Source organism: Rhizobium etli 8C-3 (assembly GCF_001908375.1).
In the GTDB taxonomy this organism is placed as follows: Bacteria; Pseudomonadota; Alphaproteobacteria; order Rhizobiales; family Rhizobiaceae; genus Rhizobium; species Rhizobium etli_B.
The window spans coordinates 69,243-83,045 of the sequence record NZ_CP017242.1 but is presented as its reverse complement, the minus strand read 5'-3'; the positions used below and the strand labels follow the sequence as shown (position 1 = coordinate 83,045).

At 61.6% G+C, this 13,803-nt stretch carries 13 protein-coding genes and 3 pseudogenes; 7 read left to right on the top strand and 9 right to left on the bottom strand.

Features of this window, described 5'->3' with window-relative positions:
* Positions 1-363 precede the first annotated feature (363 nt).
* Positions 364-669, top strand: a complete 306-nt coding sequence (locus tag AM571_RS20845) for a hypothetical protein (RefSeq protein WP_074063442.1) — start codon at positions 364-366, stop codon at positions 667-669.
* A 603-nt stretch (positions 670-1,272) separates the two neighbouring features.
* Here AM571_RS20845 and AM571_RS20840 read toward each other — a convergent pair.
* From AM571_RS20840 to AM571_RS38020, 7 genes and pseudogenes are all read right to left on the bottom strand, one after another.
* Positions 1,273-1,764: a hypothetical protein gene (locus AM571_RS20840; RefSeq protein ID WP_155774491.1), complete on the bottom strand. Its 492-nt coding sequence runs from the start codon at positions 1,762-1,764 to the stop codon at positions 1,273-1,275.
* A gap of 66 nt (positions 1,765-1,830) precedes the next feature.
* Positions 1,831-2,235, bottom strand: a complete 405-nt coding sequence (locus AM571_RS20835; RefSeq protein ID WP_074063440.1) for an SDR family NAD(P)-dependent oxidoreductase — start codon at positions 2,233-2,235, stop codon at positions 1,831-1,833.
* Between the two features lie 392 nt (positions 2,236-2,627).
* Positions 2,628-3,383, bottom strand: coding sequence for an SDR family NAD(P)-dependent oxidoreductase (locus tag AM571_RS20830; RefSeq protein ID WP_074063439.1), 756 nt, complete (start codon positions 3,381-3,383; stop codon positions 2,628-2,630).
* Positions 3,384-3,566: 183 nt separating this feature from the next.
* Positions 3,567-3,878 carry a helix-turn-helix transcriptional regulator gene (locus tag AM571_RS37505; RefSeq protein ID WP_237358586.1) on the bottom strand — a complete coding sequence of 104 codons (312 nt, stop codon included), beginning with the start codon at positions 3,876-3,878 and terminating at the stop codon, positions 3,567-3,569.
* A pseudogene (locus tag AM571_RS20825) lies at positions 3,827-4,517 on the bottom strand (AraC family transcriptional regulator ligand-binding domain-containing protein). Before AM571_RS20825 ends, AM571_RS37505 begins: the two are co-directional and overlap by 52 nt.
* 572 nt (positions 4,518-5,089) lie before the next feature.
* Positions 5,090-5,628: pseudogene (locus tag AM571_RS20820) on the bottom strand (AraC family transcriptional regulator); the annotation flags it as partial.
* Between the two features lie 18 nt (positions 5,629-5,646).
* The gene (locus tag AM571_RS38020) at positions 5,647-5,769 is read right to left on the bottom strand and encodes a hypothetical protein (RefSeq protein ID WP_257788697.1); all 123 of its coding nucleotides are present in this window, start codon (positions 5,767-5,769) and stop codon (positions 5,647-5,649) included.
* On the opposite strand from AM571_RS38020, the gene AM571_RS20815 reads away from it, so the two are divergent.
* The 6 genes and pseudogenes from AM571_RS20815 to AM571_RS20790 all read left to right on the top strand — a co-directional run bounded on the left by AM571_RS20815 (position 5,768) and on the right by AM571_RS20790 (position 11,748).
* On the top strand, positions 5,768-7,084 hold the full coding sequence (locus AM571_RS20815; RefSeq protein ID WP_074063438.1) for an MFS transporter: 1,317 nt from the start codon (positions 5,768-5,770) through the stop codon (positions 7,082-7,084). The two genes, AM571_RS38020 and AM571_RS20815, sit on opposite strands and share 2 nt — an antisense overlap.
* 64 nt (positions 7,085-7,148) lie before the next feature.
* Positions 7,149-7,343, top strand: coding sequence for a hypothetical protein (locus AM571_RS20810; RefSeq protein WP_074063437.1), 195 nt, complete (start codon positions 7,149-7,151; stop codon positions 7,341-7,343).
* Between the two features lie 90 nt (positions 7,344-7,433).
* A complete protein-coding gene (locus AM571_RS20805; RefSeq protein WP_074063436.1) occupies positions 7,434-7,898 on the top strand; it encodes a (2Fe-2S)-binding protein in 465 nt (154 codons plus the stop codon).
* Between the two features lie 10 nt (positions 7,899-7,908).
* On the top strand, positions 7,909-10,230 hold the full coding sequence (locus tag AM571_RS20800; RefSeq protein WP_074063435.1) for a xanthine dehydrogenase family protein molybdopterin-binding subunit: 2,322 nt from the start codon (positions 7,909-7,911) through the stop codon (positions 10,228-10,230).
* A gap of 178 nt (positions 10,231-10,408) precedes the next feature.
* Complete coding sequence (locus tag AM571_RS20795) at positions 10,409-11,110, top strand: DedA family protein (RefSeq protein ID WP_074063434.1); 702 nt, start codon at positions 10,409-10,411, stop codon at positions 11,108-11,110.
* 21 nt (positions 11,111-11,131) lie between these two features.
* Positions 11,132-11,748, top strand: a pseudogene (locus AM571_RS20790) (class I SAM-dependent methyltransferase).
* Positions 11,749-11,858: 110 nt separating this feature from the next.
* Here AM571_RS20790 and AM571_RS20785 read toward each other — a convergent pair.
* On the bottom strand, positions 11,859-12,956 hold the full coding sequence (locus tag AM571_RS20785; protein WP_074063433.1) for an aldo/keto reductase: 1,098 nt from the start codon (positions 12,954-12,956) through the stop codon (positions 11,859-11,861).
* A 256-nt stretch (positions 12,957-13,212) separates the two neighbouring features.
* Positions 13,213-13,797, bottom strand: a complete 585-nt coding sequence (locus tag AM571_RS20780) for an intradiol ring-cleavage dioxygenase (protein ID WP_074063432.1) — start codon at positions 13,795-13,797, stop codon at positions 13,213-13,215.
* Positions 13,798-13,803: the final 6 nt, after the last annotated feature.

Here is a 13,803-nt window from a genome sequence, read left to right as displayed (position 1 = left end):
CGATCCTTTTAGCTCAAACAATGTGCGTGTTATTCTTCTATGAAGAATAATGACGTGAGGGCACAATGGGCGTTGAAAGTCCGGTGGCGGAGAGAGCAGGTCATCTGAATCCAGCGTTTGGGAGCGGGCCGCTCTTTCGGCCGCAGAGACGCATAGGAAGCGTTGGCTGGCCGATCTCAAGAATAAAAGTCTGGAGATGCTTGAGGCTTTCCAGCCGTCCAGCTGCGCTGATCTCCTGCGTCCGGTTCAATACTCCCAGATTCAGCGCCAACGCATATGAAAGAGTTACTAATGTAACCCGGTATTATTATGATTCTTAGCAAGGAGTGATATTTTCTCCAAAACCACTCAGGAGAGCATCAAATGGGCACTATAGCTAAGCTAGCCGAACGTATCGGGTCAAAGGTCAATTCTGTCAGCGACCGAACGTTGGAGAAGGTAGTATCTGGTATTCAGAAAGTCGTCCCGGACGATAAAATGGAAAAGGTAGGAGAAAAAATTAAGGGTTTTGTTGGGGAGGAAACCTTTGATAAAATCGAGAGCGTTCTTGATGATGCAGATGACAGGCGGATCGCCAGAAAGTATCAGGAATACCAAAGGAATCAAGGAATAGAGGCTCGTCGTGCAATGATGCTTAATAGGAACGAGTCAAACGACCGCAGCCGATAATTTTGCTAGCCCCTGATTATAGATCGGGCTGACAATTATTTGTAAGCTAACTACGCTAATCCATATAACAGCCGACGAGGCTTCCGAAAATCGTTGCGGGGAGCGAGGCCGCTATCGACCAGTAGCCATCGGTTGCGGCGATTCCCACGGCAACAAGCAGCGCGTGCGACGGCAGAATCGGCACGAAGCGTTCTGCCGCAGTGGCGGCCGTTAGACCGTGGCGCCGACTGCCGCCATGTCAACGATGAGGGTTCCAATCGGGTCCATACGCATCTCCGTATATGAGCAGGTTCAAGCTTGCCGACTTCGTGCACGCTGACTGCGCGTACATCGGTTTCTGACGGGCAGAGTAGGCTCGCAATCGACATTCGGCGGCCGGCGGAGGTTCGCTTCAGCGGCAGGCGAACCGGAACATCATCGGAGACTTTGAGTTGAATTCCCTCGGTCTGCCCGATCTCAGATGTCTCGCTCCGAGCCTGCGAGGCTGCGGCGGGTAAGCAGCATCCGAGGATCTTGCTCGGTAAGTCTGCAGGCGACATACTTGCGATAGACGCGCACTCGCGTCGCTGACGAAGCCAATCTTCGGGATGCTTTCTTCCGACCTCAGTTCAGCAAAGAGCATTCCTCTTCCTTCGTCAGACCGACTAATTCCTTGGACTCATCCCACAACTTAGCGGCGCGGACTTCGTCATACGAAATCGTCGCAGAACGCTTCTCACCGAACGATCCGTCCTGGAAGTACTTGCCGGACCCGTCCGCATAGGCCGTGTCAGCCGCCAGTTTGGCAAGGGACGCTCCCGAGACATCGAGGCTTCCCACCGTAATGCCAGCGCGCTTCATCAGCCGCTTGGCGAAGGAGGTTCCGGCGATGAACCGCAGGGGCGGCGGTGCGCCGCGAAGGAAGGATGTCCCTGACACGGAGCCGGGGTCGAAGGCAATGGAGGCGATCTCACTCCCGCTCCGTCGCAGGCGGCGGTGCAGCTCATAGGCGAACAGCATGACACATAGCTTGGCGGTGGCGTAGCGCACGCCGGATGAAAGTGGTTTTCCGCCATCCGCTCCTACCTTCGCGAGTTTCCAGGCGTTGGGTTCCACTGCTGGCCCCACCGCCCTCCCGTCACGCGTATCGGGATCATGGGTCCCGCTGGCAGTAAAAACAATTCAGCCATCGTTTGCCACACTGTCGATCAGTAGATTGACCAGTAGAAAATGACCAAGGTAATTGCTAGCGAACGTCGCCTCATATCCCTCCGGACTATACAAAACCGGTCCGAAGCCACGTCCACCCGCATTGCACAGGATGGCCTGGAGCGGGTCGATCTCCGCGGCCTGAATCATTGAGCGAAACTCTACTGCGGCTTTTCTGACCGATGCCAGCGAAGACGTGTCAAGTTGCAGTGTGCTTACCTTCGTCCCGCTGCTCTGCCGGAGCTGATCCGCCACTTCCTTCATGTGATCAGGACTTCTGCCCGCAAGCACGATATTCCGATGCTCGTCTAATATGAGCCGCTTGACGCATTCCAGTCCAATACCGCTGTGACCACCCGTGATCAGGATCGTTGGCATCAATGGTTTTCCTTCTGATGTTTAGTGCTGGCCCGTCAGGGCCAGTGTGTCGGGCAGACGACTCGACAGCTTTGCTCCAAGCTCAAATCACTAGCGGACAACGCCAGTTTACTCGCAGGTCGCGCCAAGTGGGCAACCGCGACGCGATTGCTCAAGCAACCGCGCGCGGGCAAGTCATCAAATGACCGCCTATGTGGTGATGCTTCGCGAGAACGTGACCAACCAGACAGAAATGGACACCTACGCTGAACCTGGTGAACTTTTTTGATCCTCGTCTATGTGAGGGTGTCGCAGGCGACGACCGGAAGCTTGCAGGCGGTGCGACTATTGGCCTTCCCGCCACCGGAATTCCTTGACGTGAGGTTAAAACCCTCAAGGTAGGGGCCGCCGGGCTACCAGGGAATTGTTCCCTTCGGTCCGTGGAACTCGCCTGTCGGGCCATCAGGGCCGATCAGCGCAAGGCGCACCGCTTCGCGGGCACCTTGCTCAATCGTGTCGGTGCCAGCGTACTTGTCCAGATTCGTCTTGGTGAAGCCCGGGGAAACGGCGTTGACCTTGATGCCGGTCTGCTCCAGCTCGATCGACATGGCCAGCGTTATGGCGTTAAGCGCTGCCTTGGAACCCGAGTATACGGGACCGAAGGCTGGACGGTGCGGGTTGCTGGGATCCGCATTCATCGCCAAGGAACCAGCGCCGCTCGACACATTGACGATGCTGGCATAGGGCGCCTCGCGCAGCAACGGCAACACCGCCTGGTAAACCCTTAAAGGGCCGAACACGTTGACATCCCAGACAGCGTGTATCTCTTCAAAAGAGACCTTGCTTGGCAGAACCGTCTGGGCGTACTCCATCAGGGACATGCCATCCTTCCAAGTGGTGTTGGAGATGCCGGCATTGTTGACCAATACGTCCAGCCGACTGAATTCCCTGCGGATATGTTCCGCTGCCGCCGTGATCGAGGCCTGATCCGTCACGTCGAGCTGGATCGCGTAAGCGTCTCCGTCGATTGTTCCGGCAGCCTCCTCTCCTCTCGCAAAGTTGCGCGAACCGCCCAGAACCGTCAGGCCCGCGGCGGCGAGTTCCTTTGCGATCTGGAGGCCGATCCCCTGGTTCGCCCCCGTAATCAGGACAACGCGCTTCTCTTGCATATGAACCTCCATTCTCAATCGCTGTAGGGAAGCGAGCCCGGTCGCCGGTTAGCAGTCATGCCGCTAGGCGATTGGATAGCGCTGAGACGAGGGCAGCTCAGTAGCGGAGCGCGCCAATTCGCTCGCAGGTCACGCCGTTCTCACCTCTCTCCATGTTGCTCGCGAGATTGCGGGCGTCGCAGATCAATGAAGGACGGCGTTACCGTGCTGCGATGAGCCCATGCCGTTGATCTCCCGCCAACGACCGGGCGTCATGCTCTCCCATTCCTTGAAGGCTCGATAGAAGGAGTTCGTATCCTGATAGCCTAGAAGGTAGGCAACCTCTTCAATTTCCATTGAGGTATCGGAGAGTAGCTGGCGCCCGAGTTCCTGGCGCGCTTCATTGAGAAGAGTACGAAAGGTCGTTCCCTCCTGCGTAACGCGTCGCTGCAATGTACGTTCGCTCAGTCCGAGTTCGCGCGCCACATTGGCGATCTCCGGTCGGCCGCTCGCCATCCTCTCTTGAGAACGGCCTTTACCTGCGCGCGAACGGAGCTCTCCGCTTGAAGTTCATTCAGTGCCGTGTTCAGCGCTGGCGTAAGCAGGTCGAGAAGCTCGGGGTTGTGACCGGGAAAGGGGCGATCGAGATCAGCCGACCTGAGCACAAGCATGTTGCGTGGCGCACGATACCGGACCAGACAACCGAAGTAGGCCTGATGCACTTCGATTTTGGGGCCGGTACGTGCGAAGTCCATACGGACAGGCGTAAGATGTTGACCTGTGCCCCTTCTCCCAACTTCAAGCAGCAAGGCGAAGTTGGCATCGGCTAGCAGGGGCGGAACAGGCTCGGCGGCGAAGGGCCACTCCTGGGAGATGAAGAATTGTCCCTTCCCGTTCGTCGAAGTGCACCGGCGCGCACAAACGTTTGAAGCGGGCAACTCTTGACAGCGCATCGCGATAGTCAGCAGCGAGACAAGCAACTAGAAATGCCGGTTTATGACCCATCGTGCTGGTCGTCTCGACCAACTTGATACCAAACCTCGGGTCTGCCGTCAGGTCCTCGATGGCCCTCCAGATTGCGAAGAGCTGGGCCGTGGTGAGAATCACCTGTTCACGCAAGTGAAGTGTGGCAGGCAGCCGGGCTTGTCTCAACACTGCGGCCGGCGGCAGACCAAGCCGATCAAGCGTGAGCCAAACCGCCTGCCCCAGCTTGCATTTGTCCACTGGAGCAACATCATCGCATACTATTGCCGTTCACCATGCAAGGTGGCCCTTTTGGTCGAACACGCCAAGCGCAAAATACGCCAAATGACTTGTAGTTTACGCCATGCGATGGGTTGCTGCGGCTCCGACCATTGTAGATGGACTATTTATCGGGGTTTGGGTTCGGCGCTGATGTAAAACTACATCACCGCTCAGTGAGCGGTGAGCATTTCGACGGCCTGATCGAAGCGGCCACCCCGCTCTGCCCAGTGTAAGAAGCCGACACGTTCCACAAGGATCTCCTCGGGCCTCGGCTGCCGCTGAAACAACGCCATCACCTCGTCCGCGAACTCCTCCTCCATCTGTATGTGGTTTACGGTGTCAACCACTGGGTTCGGGCAATGTCTACTACAACGTCAGGCCCTGCTACAGATCGTCGAAGCCGACGAACCGCCGCTCCACTACGCCGCCGGCAGCGACGCGGTACGCATGACGCGGGAGGTGCTGGAGAAGCGGCTCACCGAACTCGACTCCGGCACGGCCAGGCTGCAGAGTTCGGCGCCGTGCGGGCCGGTCAGAAGCCAATAGCAGATCTCCCGCATGACGGATGGGTAGAGGATCGGAATTGCCTTCGGCGTCTCGGACACCCGGATCAGGCGCAGCACGCATTCCGCCAAAGGTTCGTCAACCTTTCGACGAACACGGATGGACCGGGCGTGGCAGGCGAAACCGGTGGCGTCTCCAACTGCTCCAACACCTCGCGCAGCATGTTCACGTCGAGATCGATGGTGACGCCGATATAGGGTGTCTGCTCACTTGCCTCGACAACCCGCCCGCTGGCCGGCATTTCCATGCTGACGACCAGGCATTCCATGGCGCCATAGCGAAGCGTCTCTTCGCCGAACAGGATTTCCTTCGCCCCTTGGGCCACCACGCAAAGCGACGGACGATAGATCTGCCGCATCGGCATCCGCTGCTGGTAGGAACGGATGATGTTGACGTTCTCGATCTGCGTCGGAAACAGGCCTTCACCGCCGCCCTGATTTTCGATGTATGCGGTGATCCCGCCAGCACTCGCCCTTCAGCCGGCAGCATATCGTCGCCTGTAGGAATAGGCAAGTTTATTGAGGTATTCGGCATTCTGGTCATGGGAGATTTCCTCTAGCTTGATGACGTCACTCGCAGCCAGGGAAGCATCAAGCATGACAGAAACGGCCGCTTCGTCAATAGATAAGCACGCTGATCTGCCCACCATATCTACTGCGAGCGGCGATGAATACGTTGAGGGTCGGCGGGCCACAATGCTGCTTATTTCGCTATTTCTTGTCAGCGCCACGTCCCAGATCGACCGGATGCTTCCCTTCGTCCTGGCCGAGTCGATAAAGGAAGAGCTCGATCTGAGCGATACCGAAATGGGTTTGCTCACCGGCATCGCCTTTGCGGTCTGCTACACGCTGCTGTCGATACCGCTCGCCCGCGCCGCTGATCGAGGATCGCCCCGGTTCGTCCTCGTCTTCTGCATCCTGCTCTGGAGCGCGATGACATTGCTTGGCGGTCTCGCCATGAGCTTCCTGTTCCTCGCCTTTACCCGCTTCGGCGTCGCGTTCGGCGAGGCCGGTGGGACGCCCTCCAGCCACGCGATCATAGCTCGCAAGATCCCGCCCGAGCGCCGCGGGCTGGCGCTCGGCATTTTTTCGATGGGCATTCCACTCGGCACTATGGTCGGTTTCGGCGCCGGCGGCGCGATCGGGGATACGCTCGGCTGGCGCACAGCGCTGGTCGGGGCCGGCGCCATGGGCGTGCTGATCGGTCTGCTGGCGCTCCTCGTCGTCGGTCCGACCCCACCGCTCAAGCGCTCGGCCGCCACGAGCGAACCTTTCCTGCGGTCGAGCTTGCAACTGCTTTCGTCCCCGTCATTTCGCTGGCTGTTCATCGGCTCGGTCGCACTCGGCTTCGCCGCAGCGCCGTTCTACGCTTTTGCAGTGCCCTTCCTAATCCGCACTCATGACTACAGCGCCAGCGAGGCAGGACTTGCGTTCGGGCTGCTGCAAGGCCTGATGGGGATTTGCGGTACGCTGATCGGCGGACGCCTGTTCGACCGCGCGGTGCGCTCCGGCACCGGCCGGGTCCTCGGACCGCCCGCTATCCTGTTCATGATCGCAAGCCTGACGACGACAGCTGCGCTGTTCGCGCCGGTCGGGTGGCTTTCCATTTTGCTCTTCGTTCCGGGAATGCTCTCCTTCGCATTTCTGCTGCCGTGGTGCTTTGGCGCTGCCCATTTGGTGGCAGGCAAGGGCAAGGAGGCGATGGCGACGAGCCTCGCGATGATCGGCTCCGGTCTTCTGGGGCCGGCACTCGGCCCCCTTATCGTCGGCATGATCAGCGATGCGGCGACAGCGGCGCAGGTTCCCAACGGTCTTGGGCTCGGTCTGCTCACCGTCCCAGTCGCAAGCATCCTGACCGGCATCGCCATGCTGATCGCCAACCAGCGCATTGCTGCCTCGCTATGGCGGCCGTGACTACCGAAGGGCCACGGCCGTAACCCCGACTTTCACAAGTTTCTGCGAAAGAGAGGTTCTTTCCATGTCCGATCCGATAACGCCCGTCGCACCTTCCTGGCGCTCGCCGCCTCCCCAGCGTCAGCAGGTCCGCGGCCATGCCCCCTGTGGCCGCATCGGCGAACCGGAGGATCTAGTCATGGCCATCACCGCCTTTTGCGCGGCCGACGGGGAGTGGATCAACAGCCACCTCGACTTCGCCGACGGAGGCTTCCTCTGATCGGCCGGGGCGAGTTTCGCGCCGCCGTGTGGCGCCGCAACGGGACGGACGATCAGCAACGCAACGCGGGCAATAATCAGGAGAAACTGCATGGTTGAGTTGGTCATCAATGGAAAGCCGTTGAGCGTCGACGCTGAGGTCGACAAACCCCTCCTCTGGGTGCTCCGTGAGGATCTCGGGCTACTCGGCCCGAAATACGGATGCGGCATTGCCCAATGCGGGGCTTGCCGGGTCCTCATCGACGGAAAGTCCACTCCCTCTTGCATGACGCCAGTCGGTTCCATTGCGGGCGCGTCGGTGGTGACTGTTGAGGGGCTGACTCAATCGGGCGGAATGCTATCCGTCGTGCAGCAAGCTTGGATCGAGGAGCAGGTGCCGCAGTGCGGATTTTGCCAACCGGGCTTCATCGTCGCCACCACGGCGCTGCTGGAGGCGAACCCACGTCCGACAGACGCCGACATCGATGAGGCGATCACCAATATCTGCCGATGCGGTACCTATCCGCGCATCCGCCGCGCAATCCATCGCGCCGCCGCCATGCTGGCCGAGCGCTGAGGAGACAGTCATGCCCCGTTTTCTTTCTCGCCGCGGCTTCCTGATCACCGGTGCGGCCCTGGGCGGCACCGCCCTTGTCGCGGCTGTCGGCGGTGCCGGTTATCTCGCCAGCGTCGACGTCGACGGCCTTCATGGCCATCTCGACGGCGACCGGGCCGCTCTCAATGCATTTCTCATCATCCAGGACGACGGCCGGGTGGTCGTCAATGTCCCGCGCACCGAGATGGGCCAGGGCATCCATACCGGCCTTGCCATGGTGGTGGCCGAGGAACTGGATATTCCTTTCGACGACCGCATCACTGTCGAATTCCCGACGGAGGCGCATCCGGCCTATTCCGTGTGGTTCAACATGCTGCAGATCCGCCCGGAAGAGGCGTCCGGACCGGTTGTCTGGGTGGGTCGGCGCGTGCTGGGGCAACTGGGCTTCATCGCCACAGGAGCGTCCGGCTCGACGATGGGGATGTGGCACCCAATGCGCGTGGCCGGTGCCTCGGCGCGCCACATGCTGCTGGCAGCGGCAGCGGCGCGGCTGGGTGTGCCGGCCGCGGATCTTGCCACCGGCGACGGATTTGTTCGCCACGAGGCCTCCGGCCAGCGCTTGTCCTATGGCGAGCTTTCCCGCTCGGCCGCCCTCCTGCCGCCACCCGATCGTCCAGCGCTAAAGCCCGCCTCTGAATGGCGGATCATCGGCCGGTCGCAGCCGCGTGTTGATCTCCCGGCCAAAGCGCGCGGCGAGCCGGTCTTCGGCATGGACGTCGCTCTGCCCGACATGGTCCATGCCGCCATACGGCATGCACCGGTCTTCGGTGCCAAGGTGGCCGGCGTCGTCAATGAGGACGAGGTCCGCGCCGTGGCCGGCGTGCGCGACGTCGCCGTCATCGATGGGCAGAAGGTGGCAGTGGTCGCCGATTCCTGGTGGCAGGCCGAGCAGGCCGCCTGGCTCCTCGATATCGAGTGGACCAAGACCGCTGCGGACGGTGTCAGCAGTTCCGAGATGTCAGCGCGGCTTCGATCCGCGCTCGGAAGCCCGACCCCGTACGAGCATATCGACGATGGCGATGCCGATTTCGTAATCGCAAATGCCGACGCTTCGGCGGTGGTCGAGGCCGATTACACGGTGCCATTCCTTCCCCATGCCTGCATGGAACCTATCAACGCCACTGTGCTCGTCCGCGACGACTTGATCGCAGAGGTATGGGTCTCGTCGCAGTCGCCGATGGCCGTCCGGCAGGGCGTTGCCCGGGGCGCCGGCTTGGCGGGAGTCGAGACAACTTCGGTGACCTGCAACATCACAATGAACGGCGGCGCCTTTGGCCGGCGCAGCGATCAGGATGTGGTGGCCGAGGCGGCGTTCCTCGCGGCGCGGCATCGCGGGCGGCCGGTCAAGCTTATCTGGTCGCGCGAGGAGGACATCAGCCGTGGCCTGTTCCGCAGTCACGCCGCCGCGCGGCTGCGCGCCGCCCTCGGGCCGGACGGCCTGCCGGTCGCCTATGACGCGCTTGTCGCGACGCAATCAGTCATAGAATCGGTCGCCAGCCGCAACCTGCCCGTCAACCCCGGTCCCGATGGGGATCGCATTTCGGTCGAGGGGTTGGACAAGCTGCACTACGCCATCCCCAACCGGCGGATCCGCAGCCAGCATGTGCCCAGCCACATGCCGATCCACTTCTGGCGGTCGAACGGCTTCTCGTTCAACACCTTCTTCACAGAGAGCTTCATCGATGAATGCGCCCTGGCTGCCAAGGCGGATCCTTTGGCCTATCGCAGGGCCCTTCTTCGGGGCAGCCCGCGCCACCTCGCCGTGCTCAACCGCGCGGCCGAGTTGGCCAAATGGGGCACCCCTATGGCGCCAGGTCGCGGGCGCGGCATCGCCATCGAGGAGTGCTATCGCAGCGTCGTGGCGCAGGTGGCCGAGGTGACGGTGGCAGCAGACGGTGAAGTCAGAGTGGACCGCGTCTTCTGTGCAATCGATGCGGGGCTCGTAATCAACCCCGACGCTGTGATCGCCCAGATGGAGGGCGGCATCAGCTTCGGCGTGACGACCGCGCTGATGAGCGCCATCTCGCTTGATGCAGGCGCGGTCGTGGAATCGAACTTTCACGATTTCCCTATGCAGCGTCTGGCCAATGCGCCGGCGATAGAGGTCGCGATCGTCGACAGCGGCCTGCCGCCGGGCGGGGCGGGCGAGCCGGGAATCGTGCCCGTTGCCGGCGCGATCGCCAACGCCATCCACGCAGCCACCGGTCGGCGGATACGCTCGTTACCGCTGGCCGTCACCGAGACTGTCGACGAACGCCGAACCCGGACCGTTTTGCCCCCCGTCGCGACGTGAGGCGTGTGCTCGCCTCGGATCAGGAAAGCTCCTGCCCGACGATCCGACGAGAATTGCCACTGATCCTGCCTATCTGCGGCGGCTTCAGAACCACCGGAGGCGGCCCACCTCCCTTCAGGTCGCGCGGCCCACATCCGGCGAAAGCTGCCCCTGTCATCGATCGAAGAGGAATGGCATTATGGATTTTGACCCGATAGCAGCGATCATGGCGTGGATCGGCGCGTATGGGCTCGTTGGTCTTTTCGCCATCGCGCTGGCCGAGCGCTTCGTGCCGGTCATCCCATCCTACGGGCTGCTGCTGGCGATCGGAATCGGCGCAGCGGACGAGGCCTGGTCGCTGCCCGCTGCATTCCTTTCGACAGTCGCTGGCGGTATGTTCGGCTGCGCAGCCTTGTTCTACACCCTGCGGGGGATGGGCACCGCGCGGTCCGTGCGCCTCCTGAACAGAGCTGGGCGGATCTTCGGAATGTCAGTCGATCGCATTGAGCGCGGGACTGCGTCATTCCGCAGGAACCAGGCAACGCTTGCGTTCGCTCTCCAGCTCGTCCCGACCGTCCGGCTGTTCGCTCCGGCCTTCGCCGCCATTCTGCGCGGAAGGTCGCGCAGGGTCCTCGTGGCATCGGCCGCCGGCATCGCCGCCTGGAACGGGCTGTTCATCGGCATCGGCTTCTACGCCTCCCACACGATCGAGACGGGGAACATGACGGTCCTCGCTTTGGCAGCCCTGGGCTGCCTGCTCGTTACGGAAGTAGCCCTATTCTGGCTCGCACGATGGGTTCGCGCCCGTCGCAGACGGGGGCCGCGCTATGCCAAACCTGATGACATCTGGCGGGGGCACGCAATCGGCAGTGCTACCGGCCCAAGAACATGTTCGGGGTGATATCCAATGAAACAGCAGCGTATGGCCGAGACGTTCGGCTTCTTACGAGCCTGGCTTAAGAATCCTCTGCGCGTCGCCGCCGTCGCACCGTCGGGACGGGCGCTGGCCAATCTCATCACCTGCGAAATCTCGCGTGACACCGGGCCGGTGATCGAGCTCGGCCCGGGTACGGGTGCATTCACACGCGCGCTCATCATCCGTGGCGTCAGAGAGGAAGACCTCGCGCTGATCGAGTTTGGGTCCGAGTTCGCCGCCGCGCTCCATTTCCATTATCCGGCAGCGCGCACACTTTGGATGGATGCCGCCCGCCTGCGTACGATCGACCTCTTCAACGGGAGGCCGGCCGGTGCCGTCGTCAGCGGGCTGCCTGTGCTGTCGATGCCGCCCATAAGGTGATGGCGATCCTGACCGGCGCATTCGACAAGTTGAGGTCGGACGGCTCCTTCTATCAATTCACCCACGGCCCGCGCCGTCCGGTTCCGCCCAGATTGCTGAATCATCTCGGGCTCGAGGCGGAACGGATCGGCGGCACGCTCGTCAACCTTCCTCCGGCGGCGGTTTACCGGATCAGACGCACGTACCCCAACCCTTTCCACGTTGACCGCTTCTCATTGCGGCAGAGTGAACTCGTCGAGTGAAGATGGAGATGCGATCCGAGGTCTGATTGATCGGATTGCGGCTTGGCCAAGCCGTTGCCTGCGCGACAACCTCTACGTCATCACCGCCAGGGCCTGTCAAATTTGAAACCTCATTGGCCCATACGAGCACGCGCTGATGCTTGAGCCGCCCGGATCAGTCCCTGATACTGGGAATCCTTGTCACGATACCAGGGCATCTGTCCTATATCGGCGAAACCTGGGATCGTTTCCATATGCTGCACCATGCGCCGGCGCATCGCCTCGTCTGGCAAGGGCCCGTACATGGCCTGGACATTGTCCTCGGCATGCTCCGGATTCGAAGTACCACATAGCACTGTCGTGACGGCTGGATGGGCCATGACCCACTTCAGGAAGAACTGCGCCCAGGTCGCGGCTTCGAATTCCCGAGCGAAGTCCGGCAGCGGGCGACCTTCGACCACCTTCATCAGGCGCGCCTTTTCGAGCGGAAGGTTGATGAGGACGCCAACCCCGCGGTCTAAAGCAGCCGGCAGCAGGCGCCGCTCGGCGCTGCGGTTGAAGATCGAATAATTCGTCTGAATGAAATCGACACCGCCACGCTCGACAAGATCGGCGAGCTGATCCTGCGCGCCGGTTTCATGGTGGGTCACGCCGACGTACCGAATGCGACCTTCCTTCTTCCAGGCCTGCATCAACGGAATGACGACAGGTGCGTTGACGATGCTGTGGCACTGCATGAGGTCGATTGTGTCGCGCCAGATGCGCAGCCTCGACTGCTCGAGACTTGCAACAGCGTGGCTCTCGTCGCCGAGATATTCGCCGGTCGACCAGATTTTGTTGGCGACGAAAATCTCGGATGCCTCTGGTGTACCCGCAAGGAACGCGCCAACGGAGACTTCCGCCGACCCGTAGAGGGGCGACGTGTCGACGACCCGACCACCACCCGCGACGTAGCGTCGAAAGACCTGGCCAAGGTTGCTGCGATCATCGCCTGGGCGGGCGTCGAAGGTCAGGAAGGTGCCGAGACCAAGTGTCGTGAGGGTCTGCTCCGTTCTCGGAATTGTTCGTGTTCGTGCGGATTGCGCGGCAGCCGTCTCCGGCACGCTCGCTTGGCCCTGGGCGTTGGCCCCACCGGAAAGGAACGGTGTTGTAGCCAGTATGGTGGCTCCCGTGCCTAGCGTACCGATGAAGCCGCGCCGGCTGAAGCCGAAATTCTGCCGTTCGCTCATTGCAATAGTCTCCTTTGTTGTAAGCTTGACTTCATGCACGGACCTCTGCGCATCGCGGGCTGGGTGACTGACCGAACCACCTAGAACAGACCTTCGATGCGGATCGGCGGCTCTCGAAGACGCCGCCCAGTGGCATGAGAGATCGCGTTTGCGCGCACGACGGCTCGGTCACTGCCGCTAAGCGACGTGCGATGACCGCTCCGACCCGCGAGGAGCCGGTGGCGCGGCGAGTTTGGATGGCTGAGATATCCATGGCTCAGACCACAAAGTCGAAGCGTGCGAACTGACCGTCGCCTGCGGGGCTAATGGTCATGAGCAGCGTTTCGTCGAAGATCCGGTCGCGCGCATTGCCCGGCTCGCCCGGAAAGAAGAGCTGCGTCGTAAGGACATCTCCGCCCGGCCGTTGGACTCTGAGATGGAAGTGTCGCGTGCGTCCCGGATACAGCGCCGGCACGACGCTGTTGAACCACCAGCGTCCCTGCTCGTCAGCGAACTGATGTCCCCGCAGACGGAAACCCTGACGATCGTACTCGCCGTTTTCATCCGCTTGCCAGATCTCGACAAGGCTACGCGGTATGGGGCGACAGCGATCATCGAGGACGTAGCCGGCGACGGTGATGCGCTCGCCGCGGGGCGCCTCCAGATAGAGATCCTGCTTCAGCGGTGAGTTCGGCTTGAAGAACGGGCCGGCCTCGCGAGCCGGCGTCGGTTCATCTCCGTCGGCGCAGGCGCGTGTCAGCGGCAGCAGCGGCGCCCCCTGGCCGAAAGCCGTGGCTCCGGCCAGCGGCACGAGCGGCATGGCGAGAAAACCCGATAGAAGTGCGCGCCTTGATGACGTCATTGCAGG